The organism is Lysinibacillus canaveralius, assembly GCF_047301505.1.
GTDB lineage: Bacteria > Bacillota > Bacilli > Bacillales_A > Planococcaceae > Lysinibacillus_B.
Genome location: NZ_CP154840.1, coordinates 1,811,562 through 1,828,006, shown reverse-complemented (window position 1 = coordinate 1,828,006; position 16,445 = coordinate 1,811,562). Strand labels below are relative to the sequence as shown.

22 protein-coding genes and 1 other annotated feature are annotated in these 16,445 nt (G+C 42.7%); of the genes, 11 read left to right on the top strand and 11 right to left on the bottom strand.

Annotation, left to right across the window (positions count from 1 at the left end; genetic code table 11):
* Window position 1 precedes the first annotated feature (1 nt).
* From AA0Y26_RS09155 to AA0Y26_RS09145, 3 genes are all read left to right on the top strand, one after another.
* Window positions 2–520, top strand: a complete 519-nt coding sequence (locus AA0Y26_RS09155; protein WP_413367152.1) for a YfiT family bacillithiol transferase — start codon at window positions 2–4, stop codon at window positions 518–520.
* Between the two features lie 96 nt (window positions 521–616).
* The gene (locus AA0Y26_RS09150; protein ID WP_413367149.1) at window positions 617–1,045 is read left to right on the top strand and encodes a hypothetical protein; all 429 of its coding nucleotides are present in this window, start codon (window positions 617–619) and stop codon (window positions 1,043–1,045) included.
* Between the two features lie 155 nt (window positions 1,046–1,200).
* The gene (locus AA0Y26_RS09145) at window positions 1,201–1,617 is read left to right on the top strand and encodes a hypothetical protein (RefSeq protein WP_413367146.1); all 417 of its coding nucleotides are present in this window, start codon (window positions 1,201–1,203) and stop codon (window positions 1,615–1,617) included.
* Window positions 1,618–1,725: 108 nt separating this feature from the next.
* Here the strand turns inward: AA0Y26_RS09145 and AA0Y26_RS09140 are convergent, their stop codons facing one another.
* Both AA0Y26_RS09140 and AA0Y26_RS09135 read right to left on the bottom strand, forming a co-directional pair.
* Entirely contained in the window at window positions 1,726–2,085 is a 360-nt protein-coding gene (locus tag AA0Y26_RS09140) for a VOC family protein (RefSeq protein ID WP_413367143.1), read from the bottom strand.
* Between the two features lie 136 nt (window positions 2,086–2,221).
* Window positions 2,222–2,962, bottom strand: a complete 741-nt coding sequence (locus AA0Y26_RS09135) for a DUF2087 domain-containing protein (RefSeq protein WP_413367140.1) — start codon at window positions 2,960–2,962, stop codon at window positions 2,222–2,224.
* Between the two features lie 157 nt (window positions 2,963–3,119).
* Here AA0Y26_RS09135 and AA0Y26_RS09130 point away from each other — a divergent pair, with 157 nt between their 5' ends.
* Window positions 3,120–3,893, top strand: a complete 774-nt coding sequence (locus AA0Y26_RS09130) for a Cof-type HAD-IIB family hydrolase (protein WP_413367137.1) — start codon at window positions 3,120–3,122, stop codon at window positions 3,891–3,893.
* Window positions 3,894–3,997: 104 nt separating this feature from the next.
* On the opposite strand, the gene AA0Y26_RS09125 is transcribed toward AA0Y26_RS09130, so the two are convergent.
* The 4 genes from AA0Y26_RS09125 to AA0Y26_RS09110 form a co-directional block, all read right to left on the bottom strand.
* A complete protein-coding gene (locus tag AA0Y26_RS09125; RefSeq protein WP_413367134.1) occupies window positions 3,998–4,423 on the bottom strand; it encodes a hypothetical protein in 426 nt (141 codons plus the stop codon).
* A gap of 178 nt (window positions 4,424–4,601) precedes the next feature.
* Window positions 4,602–5,399 (bottom strand): CPBP family intramembrane glutamic endopeptidase, encoded by a 798-nt coding sequence (locus AA0Y26_RS09120; protein ID WP_413367131.1) that lies wholly within the window; start codon window positions 5,397–5,399, stop codon window positions 4,602–4,604.
* A 38-nt stretch (window positions 5,400–5,437) separates the two neighbouring features.
* The gene (locus tag AA0Y26_RS09115; RefSeq protein WP_413367128.1) at window positions 5,438–5,665 is read right to left on the bottom strand and encodes a hypothetical protein; all 228 of its coding nucleotides are present in this window, start codon (window positions 5,663–5,665) and stop codon (window positions 5,438–5,440) included.
* A 44-nt stretch (window positions 5,666–5,709) separates the two neighbouring features.
* Window positions 5,710–6,201 carry a GNAT family N-acetyltransferase gene (locus AA0Y26_RS09110; RefSeq protein WP_413367125.1) on the bottom strand — a complete coding sequence of 164 codons (492 nt, stop codon included), beginning with the start codon at window positions 6,199–6,201 and terminating at the stop codon, window positions 5,710–5,712.
* Window positions 6,202–6,299: 98 nt separating this feature from the next.
* Here AA0Y26_RS09110 and AA0Y26_RS09105 point away from each other — a divergent pair, with 98 nt between their 5' ends.
* The 6 genes from AA0Y26_RS09105 (at window position 6,300) to AA0Y26_RS09080 (ending at window position 10,685) form a co-directional block, all read left to right on the top strand.
* Window positions 6,300–6,785, top strand: a complete 486-nt coding sequence (locus AA0Y26_RS09105; protein ID WP_413367122.1) for a GNAT family N-acetyltransferase — start codon at window positions 6,300–6,302, stop codon at window positions 6,783–6,785.
* Between the two features lie 68 nt (window positions 6,786–6,853).
* A complete protein-coding gene (locus AA0Y26_RS09100; RefSeq protein WP_413367119.1) occupies window positions 6,854–7,609 on the top strand; it encodes a DUF4386 domain-containing protein in 756 nt (251 codons plus the stop codon).
* Window positions 7,610–7,746: 137 nt separating this feature from the next.
* On the top strand, window positions 7,747–8,109 hold the full coding sequence (locus AA0Y26_RS09095) for a VOC family protein (protein WP_413367117.1): 363 nt from the start codon (window positions 7,747–7,749) through the stop codon (window positions 8,107–8,109).
* A gap of 53 nt (window positions 8,110–8,162) precedes the next feature.
* Window positions 8,163–8,939 carry a class I SAM-dependent methyltransferase gene (locus tag AA0Y26_RS09090; protein WP_413367114.1) on the top strand — a complete coding sequence of 259 codons (777 nt, stop codon included), beginning with the start codon at window positions 8,163–8,165 and terminating at the stop codon, window positions 8,937–8,939.
* Window positions 8,940–9,290: 351 nt separating this feature from the next.
* Entirely contained in the window at window positions 9,291–9,551 is a 261-nt protein-coding gene (locus AA0Y26_RS09085; RefSeq protein ID WP_413367111.1) for a hypothetical protein, read from the top strand.
* 159 nt (window positions 9,552–9,710) lie between these two features.
* Window positions 9,711–10,685, top strand: coding sequence for a M23 family metallopeptidase (locus AA0Y26_RS09080; RefSeq protein WP_413367108.1), 975 nt, complete (start codon window positions 9,711–9,713; stop codon window positions 10,683–10,685).
* 307 nt (window positions 10,686–10,992) lie between these two features.
* Here the strand turns inward: AA0Y26_RS09080 and AA0Y26_RS09075 are convergent, their stop codons facing one another.
* The 4 genes from AA0Y26_RS09075 to AA0Y26_RS09060 all read right to left on the bottom strand — a co-directional run bounded on the left by AA0Y26_RS09075 (window position 10,993) and on the right by AA0Y26_RS09060 (window position 14,032).
* Entirely contained in the window at window positions 10,993–12,156 is a 1,164-nt protein-coding gene (locus tag AA0Y26_RS09075; protein WP_413367105.1) for a GTP-binding protein, read from the bottom strand.
* Window positions 12,157–12,204: 48 nt separating this feature from the next.
* Window positions 12,205–12,354: a 50S ribosomal protein L33 gene (gene rpmG / locus AA0Y26_RS09070; RefSeq protein ID WP_413367102.1), complete on the bottom strand. Its 150-nt coding sequence runs from the start codon at window positions 12,352–12,354 to the stop codon at window positions 12,205–12,207.
* Between the two features lie 321 nt (window positions 12,355–12,675).
* Window positions 12,676–13,257, bottom strand: coding sequence for a hypothetical protein (locus tag AA0Y26_RS09065; protein ID WP_413367100.1), 582 nt, complete (start codon window positions 13,255–13,257; stop codon window positions 12,676–12,678).
* Entirely contained in the window at window positions 13,250–14,032 is a 783-nt protein-coding gene (locus AA0Y26_RS09060) for a hypothetical protein (RefSeq protein WP_413367097.1), read from the bottom strand. Before AA0Y26_RS09060 ends, AA0Y26_RS09065 begins: the two co-directional genes overlap by 8 nt.
* A 188-nt stretch (window positions 14,033–14,220) precedes the next feature.
* Between AA0Y26_RS09060 and AA0Y26_RS09055 the strand changes: the two genes are divergently transcribed.
* Window positions 14,221–14,655, top strand: a complete 435-nt coding sequence (locus AA0Y26_RS09055; protein ID WP_413367094.1) for a YugN family protein — start codon at window positions 14,221–14,223, stop codon at window positions 14,653–14,655.
* 50 nt (window positions 14,656–14,705) lie between these two features.
* Here the strand turns inward: AA0Y26_RS09055 and brnQ are convergent, their stop codons facing one another.
* On the bottom strand, window positions 14,706–16,052 hold the full coding sequence (gene brnQ, locus AA0Y26_RS09050) for a branched-chain amino acid transport system II carrier protein (protein WP_413367091.1): 1,347 nt from the start codon (window positions 16,050–16,052) through the stop codon (window positions 14,706–14,708).
* 151 nt (window positions 16,053–16,203) lie between these two features.
* Window positions 16,204–16,443 (bottom strand) — a binding site (T-box leader).
* Window positions 16,444–16,445: the final 2 nt, after the last annotated feature.

Genomic DNA, 16,445 nt, shown 5'->3' with positions numbered 1-16,445 from the left:
GATGGATATGCAATACCCAATTGGCTCTTTTCATTTTGATGGAGAAATGACGAGCAGCGTTACAAGTGCTTGGATAAGTGAAATCGAGGCATTACCTACATTATTACGGGACGCGGTAAAAGACTTAACTGATGAACAACTTGATACAGCTTACCGGCCTGGCGGGTGGACTGTCCGGCAAGTGATCCACCATGTGGCAGATAGTCATATGAACGCCTACATCCGCTTTAAACTAGCCCTTACAGAAGACAATCCTGTCATTAAACCATATGACGAAACAGGATGGGCGGAACTATCAGATTATACACTAGCAATCGATATTTCCCTTTCACTCCTCGACACATTGCACAAACGCTGGACCAACCTTTTACGCAGCCTAACTCCTGCTGATCTGGAGAAGACATTCATTCATCCGGATTCAGGTGAAGTTTCAGTAGGCAAAAATATAGGAATCTATGCTTGGCACGGAAAGCATCATCTTGCACATATTACGTCTTTATGTAATCGAAACGGCTGGTAATAGTTTTTGTGAACAATTTCAATTAAGAGATGCTTATGTAAAAAATTACACAACTTGATAATCACGCTGCATGAAGGAGAAATGGAAGGTATAACGATGAAACACTACTCGCTTTCTCTTTTATTATTATGTTTTCTGTCTGCTGTTCTGCTGGGCTGTCAATCTGCTAATAGCGAGCTTCTTCCAGCTGGAGAGTTATCAAAGATCAGCATTTCAATATCAAATGGTTTTGGCAAAGTGGATGGTGATTTTCTTGCGGAATATGAAGACCAGGAAACGCTTGACTTATTCAAGCATGCCATTTCCCATGCGGCAAAGAGAGAAGGCATCGCGGATATGGCTGAACCTGAATTTGATGTAAAAATCACTTTTACAAATGGCAAAAAGCAGAGCTATCATCTATGGGTAGGAGAAAAAGGACAACAAAGTATCTTGATGAATGTGAAGGATACAAATACTACGTACGTGATTTCAGAAGAATTAACTGATTGGTTCATGCAATTTCTGAAATCAAAAGAGATGTAACCGGTTTTAAATGGCGTATATCGTTTGGAGTACCACTACTATTAAAGTCAGGATGAAATTGCTGAAGCTGCAGCCAATCCGGTAGACACAGTTGATTGGATCAAGAAATTGTCTTCTATTTTTCATAATCTGAATGGGAAAGAAGGGGGAAAACGATGAAAAAAATGTACCCTGCGCTGGTGCTGTTACTAATTTTCCTCGGAATAATGTATCTAGATTTTTCAACTCCGAGTATAAAAGGAACCTCCGATGATGGCACGTGGAAAGTAGTCTATAAAAAAATAAACGAAGTTGAAGCTGGAGGAGCATGGGTAGTATCTGTCACACAAGCAGATGAAAAAGAAGTAAATGTAAAGAAACTTGAATTCCTAGAAAATAATAAAGTAATCTCTGATAGAAATGAATTTTATGAAGGTACAGATATTGATGCTACCGTATACACGTTGCACCCGTTCTCTTACCCTGATTTATATTACGGCGATGCACCAAAAGAAGAATCCTCTTATTTTGTCGTCATTACATGGGAAGATGCACAAGGTAAAGCGCATGAGGACAAAATAGAATTAAAATAAAGCCGCCCAATGGGGAAACACAGGCAGAAAATGATTACCCTTTATTTCAATGCTCCAAAGAGTGCAGAAAAGCATGGTCCCCCACGCTTTTCATGCTCCCATTTAACCTCAGCCCCCAACAAGCACAAACACATTTCCGTCTGGTGCTTCCAGTACGGCAACATGGCCGCCGAGGGCATTTGGAAACGGGGTGCGGATCCATTTTACTTCCTCATGACCTTTTAATGACTCGTACACGGCGCGTACATCCTCTACCCTGATCTCTGCTTCCATCATCGTTAAATCCGGGTTGTTTTTCAGCACGAGCTCTGTATTGCCTTCTGGAAAGCTCATCCCGACAAGGCGCCACTTTTTGTCCTCGTCCTGATACGTATCCCATGCCTTTTTTAAGCCAACAGCTTCATAAAACGCAATGGATTTTTCAATTTCCTCCGTATAAATCGCCACACATTCAATTCTGCTCCACATTTTATGTATCCCCCTTCTCAAAAAACGTACATTTGTTCTCTTTTTTACATTCTACCTTTTATGGATATAAAATACAATATAAAAAACCGATACAAAACTTCCGTACCGGCTTCTTCTCTATTTTTATCCAACCTGTCTATACTTCCTTCACCCAATACGTTGCTCCGTCGTTGCTGCGGTCCATAAAACCGTACTCGATCAGGTATCTGCGGATTGTCACGAAATCCGAATAGGCAGTTTTCAATATTTCGTTGACCTCTTTTTCGTTATACTGCTTTCCGGTTTCGAACCGCTTCATGATTTGCTGCAGGATCACAATCTTCCGTTTTTCCTTGCTCGGGAAAGTCTCAATTGCCCCGCCAAGCCCATTTTTAAAATACGTTTCTAGTATTTTTTCCTTTTCCCCTGACGTGACTGCATAGCGTTCATCCATCATCGTTGCCCCCTTGTGAATTGGTTCATATTGCTCCGTTGGTTCCAAGTTTTCCATAATCGCAAGGAGCACCTTTGCCTGACGTTCCTTTTCCTTCAGCTTGAATCGGTGCTGACGGATTGTCGATACACTGTTCGCTGAAGTTTTCTCTACTATTTCTTTATCCTGCAGCCCTTGGTGAAACAACTGCAGCAGCTCGGTCTGCACTTCCGATAAGCCCGTATGCCTTTTATCCAATGCGATCAATGAATCGAATACGGACCCGTGAACCATTTGGATATGATAGTCAGCCGCCCGCCCTGCCTTAAAAAGACGTCCATTAATCGGGAAAATTTCCTCTACATCAAAGCTTTCATCACAAAACAGGCATTGGTACGCCTTTTGATCCGCTGTTTTCCTATAGCCTTTTGCCAGCTCTTCAACTGAAACATCGTCAAAATTCATTTTAAACACCCCTTATATAAACAATTATAAATTACGTTTATTAAATAGTAAACACTTTAATCATAAATCATCAAATATGCCCACATTTTCTTTATTAAACCTCTTTCGTTATAATAAAAGGAAGAAATTACAAGAACCTAAAAGGGAGAATATTTCGATGTCATATAAAATTGTGTTCTTTGATGTGGACGGTACGTTAATTGATTACAAAAACGGACGTATATCTGCAACAACCCTCAGCGCCATCCAGCAATTACAAGCAAACGGCATAGAGGTAGTCGCTGCTACCGGCAGACCGCTCTCGATGTGCAAGGAGCTGCAGCAGCTGGGAATCCATACATTTATTACCGCAAACGGGGCTCACGCGAAGCATGGGGATAGCCTCATTTTTGAATCCGTTCTTGAAAAAGACATTGTCGCAGCGATTCAGGCATATGCAAACCAAAAGGGACACGCACTTTCCTTCTTTACCGAATCCCTTTCAATGAACGGCATCCAAAATGAATCGACATTACTGGCCCTGCAGCAAACATTGTCATTGCGGGACTATCCAGGGGTCGATCCCTTCATTACGGAAAAGGATATTTACCTGATGTGCCTTTATGCGAATCAGGAAAGCGTCGAGGAATACAAAGCGGCGTTTCCGCATCTGTTGTTCCAGCAGTGGCATCCATATATTGCGAATGTGCTGCAGCGAGAAGTATCAAAGGCGGTTGCTGCAAAGGCTGTACTGAATTACTTCGGCTTTAAGCCGGCTGAAGCAGTTGCCTTTGGTGACGGAGAAAATGATATGGAGCTGCTGGGGCTTGCAGGTTTCGGGGTTGCCATGGGAAATGGCAGTGACAAGCTAAAGCTCATAGCGGATTTCGTGACAACAGAGTGCGACAAAGACGGCATCGAATTTGCCCTAAAGGATTTGCAGTTGATTTAACAGCCGCGGCCGGAAAAATGAAAAGAAGCGTATTCACAATCGAAATACGCTTCCTTTATAATAACCTTCGCCAAGAATATGAGCTTTTCTGCATACTAAACCCGTCATTCCAGTATAACAAGCAGTTCTTCAATTTGAGGGCCGTTTACAAGTTCATACGTATGTCCTTGTATATTCATCAGTCCATCCGAAGAGATTGGGATCGTTAATGTATCTTCTCCATAAGAGATATCCAGTTGATACGCTTCTTCGTAATCCATATTTTTAAAGAATGTCTTCCTTACGTGCCAATCTTCCAGCGCTGCCCTTACTTTTTCCAAGCGTTCATCATGTTGTTTCGCAATGGCTATGCTTTCATTTAAATGGCTGTTCGTTTCCCAGATCGTTACCCGATTCAGCCTTTCATCGAAATGCTCTTCAGTAATGAATGTATCAACAAATTTTCGCTCGCTATATGTTGAATACCCTACAACCCCGATTACGCCAAGAACGATGATCCCGGTGGCCAATACCATTCTTCTAGCCAGCACATAAGAGCTCCCTTCCTATTTGTTTTCATGCAGGAATAGTCTCTTCCTCTTTCTATCCTATTCCAAAGGGAATCCACTTCATGTTTATGTACTGATGAAATTCTTTTGGCTTGCTCAGGCGATAGACTAAAAATGTCTATCACCTGTCCAGACAGATAATAGACATCCTTTGGTATCGTCAGGATAATATCCAGCCGCTAAGTACCATGCCGATATTCAGCACAAAATGGAAAAGGATCGCCGGGTAAATGCTGTTCGTTTTGTAGACGACGATTCCGTAAAACAGGCCGGCTATCGAAAACAGCAGACTGATGGCCACCGGGATACCGATTGCTAAATGCAGCAGGCCAAATCCAACACTTGTTACAATAAGCGCATACGAAACTGACGTTTGCCGAAGCAGGCTTGAAAACAGCGGTCCTCTCCAAATCATTTCCTCGAACACTGCATTGATAAGCGCGAATAAGAAAGCAAATAGGAGCAGCGATTTCACCGCCTCTGCTCCCTGCATGACGATAAAGGGAATGTAGACAGCGATATTCACCAGCAGGCCAATCAGCCAAAAGCGAAAGACCGGAACAGCAGCCCAGGGCAGCTTCACATAAGCATGCCAGTTTGGCTTTGCGTTAAAGAAAGAAATCGGCTGTTTGTGCAGCAGGTGCGTTATGTATAGGCCCAGCACGATGATAAGTAAGGAAAGTCTATTGAAAATAATGCGCCATTCCCGTTGCAGATCAGTCTCTGCCATCCAGGCGTTCAATAACTGGAATAACGTAAAACTAATAAGGAAACCGATAAATAATGCAGTAACAAAACGCGTACCCGGATAGACAGCATATATTCCGCCAAGCAGCAGGATGATGAGCCCCGCCACCAGCCACCATTCAACAGAGCCTGCAATCAAGCCAATGAAAAACAAGCCAGCAAAACCCGTCTGGCCCGCGTCTATCCTACGAATAGCCAACTGTCCCTTCACGGAGAATCATCCCCTTCCCTTCACTCAGATTTCATGACTTACGGCTGCATCATTTGATTAATGAAATAGAAATTCGAAATCGCAGGTATTAGCAAAGCGATAGCAAGACAGATGACAGCAGCTGAACGAGTCTGCTTAATCAGCTTTTCATCGCCATTCTTCAAATGCTGAAAATATAAGAGCGTAAAATAAAAACAGAGAATCCAGAAAATTGGCGTTACAATCCCCAGCCAGCCCATCGCATGAAATTGGCTTGTATAGTGCATTCGATCACCTCCTTCCTACCTTACGTTCTTTCCTGTGAAAGGTTTCAAGATTTTGGCACCTCATCCCTGTTTCGGATCATTATATCGAAATCAGCCGTGCTTGTAGAAAACTCCTCTACTTTCATAAAACCGAGCTTTTCGTAAAGATGAATCGCCCGCTTGTTAAATGCAGCGACCGTCAGCCTGATTGACAGTTCAGGATGCTGCGCCTCTATTTCTTTTAAGATATATGTACAAAAGGTGATTCCTCCACCCTTCCCTGTAAGCGTGGGGTGCATACCGAGCCCCATGTCGATACACCGGTGCTCATATAGTCCGTATTCCCTGCCGATTGGTACTTGTGCAGATGTGCCGGTGCAAAAGAAGCCGATCAGCTCGTTATCATCATGGTCTACCGTATGATAAAAGCCGTTCAACAGCTCTGCCCTGCCTTCTGCTGTATCTTCATTATTATAAAAATCGTATGGCGTTTCATATCGCCAGCTAAGAATTTCAGCAGCTTTCTTTTCAGTCATTTCCGCTATATGAAGCTTCATCTATACTTCTCCTTTCTCATGCTGTATCATACAATTATAACCTAATTTTTCCATTATATGAACCAAGTATAGCTGCTATAGCAAAGGAGGAAGAAAAAATGTTACTGCAAACAACACGCTGCATATTATATAAAATAGAAGAAAATGATTTTGACGGAGTAAACCGTCTATATACAAATGAAGAAGTCCGTAAGTATTTAGGCGGTACGGTTGACCCCGACATCATAAAAGAACATTTCCAGCAAATTGTTACTTCGCCGGCAGCCGGTACGTACTTTGTTGCACGAATGAAAGATACAAATGCGTTTATCGGCCTTCTTTCACTGGATATCCATCATGACAGGATATCTACTGAAATTTCCTATCAGCTGCTGCCTGACTGGTGGGGTAAAGGCTATGCACGGGAATGTGTAGAGGCGGTCATCGACTTTGCGTCTTATGACCTGCAGTTAACCGAGCTTGTAGCTGAAACACAAGCAGCCAACCTTCCGTCATGCAGACTATTAGAGAAGATTGGTTTTCAGGCAGTTGAACGGCTTGTAAGATTTGATGCTGAGCAAATTCTTTATAAACGAAAGCTGTAAAACATACTTCTTTTTATTTCGCATGCACATGAACTCTCCTCACCCCAACGCTGCTCGGTCTATTCCATATGCTATTTTCATACCTATTTATCATCGCTAATCGTTCGCCAGGTAAAGGAGGAATTGTTATCAACCGGATTCCGAATGCTTCGATGGGCTTTTATTCAAAGGTTGCAGGCATGGGCCTTTTGCTGATGGCTGTGCTGGCGGGATGCGCTAATGAGGGGATTCTGAACCGCCTCGTCATTGAGCATAACGCGGCACAAACTGCGGCCAATCTTGTGGAAAACGAAATGCTGCTCCGTATTGGGTTAGTATGCTTTATTATCGTACTTCTACTGGATGTTGTCGTTGCCTGGGCTCTTTATACCTTATTTAAGCCGATCAGCCTGAATCTTTCCTTACTTGCCGCCTGGCTGCGACTCCTCTATACTGCCATATTCGGTGCCTCTCTTTATCACCTTGCTGTGATCGTTGACATGCTGGACGATGAATCTTCAACTGCGGCTGATCAGATTCTTTTATTCACAAACTCCTTTACTAACGGATGGCTAATCAGCCTGATGTTTTTTGCCCTTCACTTATTCATTCTCGGCTATTTGATTATCCGGTCAAGCGGCTATGTACCAAAGCTCATTGGCTACCTTCTCGTACTTGCTGCCATTGCTTATGCTGCAGACAGTCTTGCCTACTTCCTTTTGTGGAACTACATGGATTATGAAAGCACCCTGCTGATCATTGTTACGATTTGCGGCGTACTGGCAGAACTCTCCCTCGCCTTCTGGCTGATCATAAAAGGCGTAAAAATGCAGCCGGTCCGCTGACATCCTTCTCCCTCCTGCCAGAAACATAAACTAAACTTATGTCATTTCATAATTTTTATAAAATTTACTTATACAAAGAATGTAGTATAGTGAAGATAGACATATATTTGGAAAAATTATGAAGGAGGAGAAGAACTATGATCAAAGGGATTCACCATGTGCAAATCACGATTCCAAAAGGGACGGAAGAAAAAGCGAAACATTTTTACTGCGAGGTACTATGCTTTGAAGAAGTCGAAAAACCGGATGCTCTTAAAGGAAGAGGCGGCTTTTGGATAAAAGTCGGGGATCGTGATGTCCATCTTGGTACAGAGGATGGCTTTGACCGCTTGACGACAAAAGCGCATATTGCCTACGAGGTAGAGGAACTCGCCTACTGGAGAACGAAACTGCAAGCAGAAAAAATCGACATTCTTGATTCGGTACCGATTCCAGGTTTTGACCGCTTCGAATTCAGAGATCCGTTCGGCAACCGGGTGGAGATGATTCAGCCGTTGTAAAAGCTAGCTGTTCCTTTGTTTTTCCTATTTATAAAAGATGGGCGGGATGACACATGGCAATAGACTTTCACGACGGCAAAAACCGGAACAGCTATATGACAAGAGAGGTAGACCGTTCCTGGAATGAAACTATTTCAGCGCTTGTTCCATTCGAAAAAATCGAGAAAGCTGCAGACGTAGGATGCGGCGGTGGTATTTATTCAAAGGCCCTCTCCGCTATGGGTGCCCCTTTTGTTATTGGGGTAGACTTCTCGGAAACAATGCTTGATGCAGCTCGCGAAAACTGTAAAAGCTCACCAAGCATTGCCTTTCAATATGGCACAGCCCTCCGTACTGGTCTTGACAATAACGCAGTTGATTTGATACTTGAAAGAGCATTAATCCATCACATTAGCGATTTACAGGCTTGTTTTCAAGAAGCCTATCGAATCCTTAAAAGCGGCGGGTATTTTATCATCCAGGATCGTACACCGGATGATTGTTTACTCGGCGGAGACAACCATCACATAAGAGGCTATTTCTTTGAATGCTTTCCACACTTAATGGAAAAAGAAACGAAACGCAGACACACTAGCGGGCGTGTAATCGAAACGTTACAAGCTGCTGGTTTTAAAGATATTCGGGAGATCAAACTATGGGAAACGCGTAAAGTTTATGACGATAAAGAGGATCTATTACAAGACATGCGGCAAAGAACGGGCAGGAGTATCTTACATGAGTTAGATGAGAAAGAGTTAGAAGTGTTAGTTACCTATATAGACAAGGCCTTTTTATCTGATACCCCTATTAACGAAAAGGACCGTTGGACAATTTGGGCAGCTGTCAAATAGGGCTGAATAGGACTGATGCTCGCTTGCTTATAGCGGAACTCCCCTGGACATAGACATAATCAAACAGGTAGTAATCCCATCATTTATGTTTTTCTAGTAGAGTAACATATTATCGGCACTTTTCGCATAACAAATACTAGCAGTCTATTTATCAGAGATGCTGAAATCTAGTATTGATCACAAATAGCGCTCTCCCCTTTCTATCAAGAGCATATGGTCTCGCTGGCAAAACAACCAAGTAAGTCTTGTAGAGACGAAATGTTTTTTCCGGGGATGATTCTAAGGAGTATTGCTTTATTAGTGTGCTTACTTCACTTTTGATTGCTTCTTTATTTGCAGACGGGAGGTAGTATGTTGAGAAAACGTGCAGGTATGTTATCGATTGTGTTTGTCATCATCAGCTTGATTCCTTTTTTCATTACATTGTTTCCAGATTTCTATTCCGATTATTTATTCCTCATCTCTGTCGTTTCGTATTTTGTCGCAATCATTTTTGCATTAATGGCCTATAACGGTATATGGAAGACGGCTGCTATTGCCCTTCTTGTTATTATCACTGTGGCCCTCATCGGTTTTTATGCTTTTATGGGCATCTTTTGGAATCAACCGTAAACGTATCCCTTTCCTACAATACATGTTAGGAAAGGGTTTTTTTATCTCTACTTCTTTTTTATTTAAATCGGCATTAATTGAAACTTTTTTGAATTCCATCCGTAATTATCAAACAAAGACTGCCTACTAAATAGTGAACCAAGAAGGAGCGATTTGAAGATGCTGCGTGAATCTATTCAACCAAGTGAGTTCGGTGCCCAGTTCCATCAAGGTGAGTTCGAAAAAATTTATAAACAAACAACGAAGGAATTTCAAAACCTTATTACATTTGAACAATTTCAGGAACTAGCCGCCTCTTTTAATGCTGGAGTGGCCCATTACGAACTGGAGCTTTCTACAACCATCGATCATACTGTGCAGTACCTATGGCTGGACCAATCAAATGAAAAAGCAATTCATGTCTCTTTCGATCAAAATGGCATGATCCAGAGTCTCTATCTGAAGCCTTACATAACCTATCCGGCTAGTGATAAACGCTTCACAAAAAATTCATACATTATGCCGATTAAGGGAGACTGGTTTGTCTTTTGGGGCGGAACGAATGAATTGATCAATTACCATTACGCTTATGAAAACCAGCGCTACGCCTATGATCTGGTTCAAGTGAAAGACGGCGCATCCTTCAAGGAAACGCGGCTGCGCAATGAAAATTTCTATGCGTTTAATCAAGAGATTGTTTCCCCGGCTGCCGGAAAAGTTGTAAAGGTCATTGATGGTCTAAAGGATAATACACCTGGTGAGATGGATGCCGAACATCCTGCCGGAAACTATGTGGTCATTGAACATGACCATAAGGAATACAGTATGCTTGCCCACCTGCAAAAGCATTCCATTGAAGTGCGTGAAGGGGAAACCGTAACAGAAGGCCAATGTATCGGACGCTGCGGCAATTCCGGAAATTCGTCAGAACCTCACCTGCATTTTCAGGTGATGGACTCCCCCGATTTCTACAAGGGTACTTCTATTCGCATCCGCTTTAAGGATGGTCTAGAACCTATTCAAGGGGAGACCGTATCTGCATATATTCCTCCGAAAAGTACCGCTGCCGAGAAGGTGGATAAAGTTGATACAGCCCTTACGATCGGCGAGATTCTGCTTTTCATCCCCCGTCTTGTAGGGCAATTTTTTAAATAGCTTCGGGAAATTACCTACAGTGTGGATAAAAGAGCTGCCTGCAAGCGGGCGGCTCTTTTTACATGTTATTAGACAATCCTGTCTTCTTAATAGACACTTTCCACACGTTATTGGACAACCCTGTCTTCTTATAGACACTTTCCACACGTTATTAGACAACCCTGTCATCTTAATAGACACTTTCCACACGTTATTGGACAATCCTGCGAGGATAATAGACAATTCCCGCTCATTATTAGACAATCCCCAGTCAACGAAAGAACGCCTTTCCTTTTCTAGAAAAAGCGCTCTCCCACCAAACAGACCGTTACGCTGTTACCTCGATAAATTTCGGCAATGGATCTGAAAGCTGATCAGCATCTGCCCATTCCTCAACCGTCACAAGACACGCATCCAGCTCTGCAATCACGTCTTCTTTGTCCATATCAATGCCAATAAAGACAATTTCTGAAGCGCGGTCGCCTAACGTGTCGTCCCACTTACCTGCAAGCTCCGCATCGTCAGCTAAAATCTGCTTCTGCTCCTCAGGCGGTAAGGTCGCAACCCACTCACCTGCAGCCGAAAATTGAATGGATACCCCAGCCTGTGATATAAGCCCGGGCATATCCCGTGTTGCCAGCCAGAAGAAGCCCTTTGCCCGTACAATTTCCACCGGCATTTCGGCTAACCAGTCATGCCAGCGCTCGGGATGAAACGGCCGCTTCCGGCGATAAACAAATGACGAAATCCCGTATTCCTCTGTTTCAGGTATGTGCTCGTTCTCAAGCTCACGAATCCAGCCAGCTCCCGTTGAGGCTTCATCAAAATCAAACATGCCGCGGTGTAACAGTTTTGAAAGATCAATATCCCCTTTTACTGCCATATGCTGCTCCGCCTTCGGATTGATGCGCTGTAAAAACGCTGTAAATTGCTGTAAGTATGCTGCATCGACCAGCTCGCTTTTTGTGATGACGAAGATGTTGGCAAATTCCAATTGATCAATTAATAAATCCGAAACATCCCGTACATCAAACTCATCCGCTGTTTGCTGTCGATCCAGCAGCGTCTCCCCGCTTGCATAATCATTCATAAAGCGGTAGGCATCAACAACTGTAATCATCGCATCCAATGTACAGAATTTTGTTAAATCGATACCCGTTTCTTCATCGATATACGTAAATGTTTGGGCGACCGGTATGGGTTCACTAATGCCAGTCGATTCAATGATAATGGCATCGATATCGCCTGCCTTCACCAGCTTCTCCACTTCTTTTAATAAATCCTCACGCAAGGTGCAGCAAATACAGCCATTCGAAAGCTCCACTAATTTTTCCGTGGACCGTGCGACAAGGGCTGCATCGATATTTACCTCACTCATATCATTCACAATGACAGCAATTCTTTCTGTTGCTTTCGAAAGGATACTGTTCAACAACGTTGTTTTGCCGGCGCCTAAATAACCGCTCAGCACTGTTACAGGTATTTTCTTCATTTGCCCTCCAATAAGTAATAATTACGATTTAAAAATACGTAAAATTTTTTACTTCGTTTCCCGATGTAATGTAACACGTTTTAAACGAGGACTATATTTCATCAGTTCTAACCGTTCAGGATTGTTTCGTTTATTTTTCGTCGTAATATAGTTTTTGTCCCCTGTTTCTGTACACGCTAATGTGATGTTGACACGCATATGATCACCTCTTTCTTAAATAGTAATGATTACACTTTGTAAATTTACACTTCCTTTTATACTTTGTCAATACATAAATAATTTCCGGCATGACGACACAAGCTATTTTGAAAAGACTGTTGGACTGACGAAAAAACGCCGGCTTTCACCGGCGCTTAGCAGCTCTTTTTATAGTTAATTGACAATCTTCATAAGTTATTAGACAATTTCTCTGCTTTAATAGACAATTCTCACAAGTTATTAGACAATCTCCACCTGATAATAGACAATTCCCACGAGTTATTAGACAATCTCCACATGATAATAGACAACTCGCGATCATTAATAGACATTTCCATTTGCTTCTTCCTCATCTATTTCACGCAGCCGCTCCTCAACCTCTTTTTTCCACTTCCATTCATTATTCCGTTTAATAACATTGATGAGGAAACAAAACATGAGGACAAGCCCCGTTATTCCTAAGTATGATGTTATGTTTTCTGCTTCATTCGGGATAACATGCATGTTCACGTGCTGCCAAATTTTCCACACTAATAGGTAGCCTAGAAAGACATAGGAGAAGACGCTCTGCTTTTGCCGCTCTAACAACGAATCCGAGATGATAAAAAAAGCGGCATATGCCAAGAATTGTACAAAGGGCAACGTAAAATAGATGAATTCCAGCCATATCGGGTACTCTCTTTCCGGCAGCATAGAGATTTCATTTAACGTAAGCGGCAAGGATAGTATGGATGCTACAATAGCTCCCCATTTCCCCCAAGCTGCGCCCTCTCCCTTCACCCCGGTAAAAGCAGCCGCTATAAACAACCAGCCAATAAAATCCGGCAGCCAATCAAACAGGATATTGATATCTAAAAAGATTAATAAAAGCCCAATAATCCAGCGGCCATGGAACTTATTCAAGATGCTTCCCCACCCTTTCCTTGACCCAGGCTTCTGAAGCTGCTTCGTTCACATTTACGCCGATCACTTCCATAAAGCTTTTTTGATTCGCCGTACCTGTAAACTGAAGGTACGCTTGATCGTAATCATATAAGCCGGGTATTTCTGATAAATGAACTTCCAGGTTAGCCCCCGGTTCTATCATGATGGGCAGTGAAACGGCTTCCCCATCTTTGAAGATTGCATCTATTTTTCCGTGCTTTTCATATAAATTCACTGCTGTCAGCGTAAGGGCATCAAGGACTTCTACACGGACTTTCATTTTCCCGTCCACAGCAGGATCGCTGGAGAGTGAAAAGTACCACTCCTCTTTCGGCATAACTGTCAGTAGATCGGCCTCGTAGCTTTTTGGATCATCCTGAAAATATAGTTTTACCCGCTTGAGTGAGCTAGCCTTTTCCAGCAGCTCATCACGCATTTCATCGTCCCAATAATGCATGCTGTTATAAATGGAGTAGTAGCGGTAGTCCGCATGGCTGTATGCATACTTCAGTGCATCTGCAGAATAAAGAGCACTTACCGGCTCCGAACCATACGATTTACCGTCAATTTCTACCGATTGTAAAACAGCTGGCTGCTGTGTATTCGTTAAAAATGATACATAAATAGCATTATAATCAAAATCCATTACCACATCTAAAATAACCGGCTCCTCTAACCGTTTCGATTCAGCAATGACTTCACTAACAATACAGATGACAGCCACAAATCCTAGTAAAATTCCCCACTTCTTCACAATTCAACCTCCCTGATGCTTTCCTTCTCTGCTCTTCATCCACTCATTATGACATAGGTAAACTACCGGTAAAAGGCGAATATGCCAATTCGTTTCCAATTACCTATATGTATTTTACATAGATTGCGTATGGCTTCCTTTCTTTTAGGAAACACTTTCAATATGAATTCCATCAAGGAGGCAATGAAATGCTACGTATAGACTCAGCATTAAATGGAAGATACGCACAGTATGGTCAGCTGCGCGACAAAATTTGCCAACACGGCTTCTGCATCGGCGGAAACTGGGATTATGACCGTGGGAGCTTTGATACAAAAATATGGTGTGACCGCGAGGAAGGCGAAACCATCTACCTGCGTATGCCATTCGATGTGATGCAAGGCGAATTGGACGGCTATAATACGGTGATCCGTTTCAAGGAACCCTATATCATCAAGCATGTAGTGCATGTCGGACTCGACTATGACGGAAGTTCATTTATCGATGCTACCGGCTTCAGCCAGTTCCAAACACCGATCGACAAGGATGCCCCTATCATCAACAAAAACAAATGGGCACATGTAAGCGAACAGCTTGTGAATGAAAGTGTACTGCCGTTCGTTCAACAGGAAAATATTTATTAAACAATGGAAAAGCCCTCTTCGCATACACGGAAGAGGGCTTGCTTGCTTCTTTATTTACTTATCGTTGACTTCGACGGGATAACCAGCCCAATCACTGTACCGACAAGTGCCGGAACGATCCATCCAAGCCCGATGTCATACAGCGGTAAAAAGCTTTTGTAAAACTCGGCAATCGTATTCAAGAAGCCAAGTTCAAACGCTGGTACACTTTCAATCAACGCATTGTAGCCATCAATGATGCTGACAAAGAACGTAAAGAACATGGCCGCTGCAAATACACTTTGTTTGCTTTTAAACAGTGGTGCAGCAAGGCCGAGTAAAATCAGGATGATTGCCAGCGGATATAGGAACATCAACACTGGAACGGCAAACGTGATGATATTTGACAAGCCTACATTCGCAATCGCAAAGGATACCGCACACAAAATCACAACGAACGCTTTGTAGCTGATTTTCGGGAATACTTCGTGGAAAAACTCCCCGCAGGCTGTAATTAAGCCGATACTTGTTTTTAAGCAGGCAAGTACAATAATGATCGCCAACAAAATCGCGCCGTATGAACCAAAGTAGTGATCGGCTACTGCCGCGAAAATCTGTCCGCCATTCTCAAATGTACCGATTTCCGTAACACTTGAGGCCCCCATATACATGATCAGGCCGTAAATCAGTACCATAAGTGCCATCGCAAAAATACCAGACTTCCAAGTAGCTTTGGCAATCTCCTTTTTATCTGTAATGCCTAATCGCTTGATTGCATTGATGACAATAATCCCGAATGCAAGCGACGCCAGCGCATCCATTGTATTGTAGCCTTCTTTAAAACCTGTCATAAATGCTTCGTTTACATAGGAAAGGCTTGGCTCTACAAAGCTCCCCATCGGAGAGAATACACTAATAAGTATTAAGGCGAATAAAAACAATAAAAATGCCGGTGTTAAATATTTTCCGATGTAGTCCATAATCTTTGCCGGATTTAATGAGAAATAAAATACGACCAGGAAGAAGAGGAAACTAAAGAGCAATAGCCACATTTGAGATTTTGCAGGGTCAATGAATGACTCAAAACCAACCACAAATGGTACGGTTGCTGTACGCGGAATCGCAAAGAACGGTCCGATTGTTAAATAAAGTGCCAGGGCGAATACAACGCCAAACACCGGGTGTACACGGCTTGCCAAATCGCGCAGACCATTACTGCCTGATAAGCCGATTGCCAAAATCCCTAAAAACGGTAAACCGATCGCTGTCACTAAAAATCCGATCAGTGCCCACCAGTAATTCGTTCCGGCAAGCTGCCCCATTTGAATGGGGAATATTAAGTTTCCTGCTCCAAAGAACATACCAAATAGCATTGTTCCGATAATCGCATAAGTTGAAAACGGTATTTTCTTTTCCATAGCTGTCTCTCCTAAGATGTTTTAATAATCGAGTGTCTACAGGAAGTACGACATCCTGTCATGATACGTTTACGTACAAAATATCAAACTAAAAATCTGCTTACTTGAACCCTCCTCTAGCTTCTCATGCATACAAAAAACCCCATCCCTACAAAGGGACGGGGTTAACCGCGAATACCACCCTACTTCTATTGAAAAAACGTTCAATAGCACTCAGCAACGTACAATCATACGTGTTCTTTTAACGGCAGATACCGGATCAGCTTACTAGTTGTTCAGCCAATCTTCTCAGAGAGGATTTTCATGTAATATTTGTACACCGACTTCCACCGACATGCCAGCTCTCTGTAGAACAAAATGGAACACTACTCTTTCTCATCAACGAATTTGTAT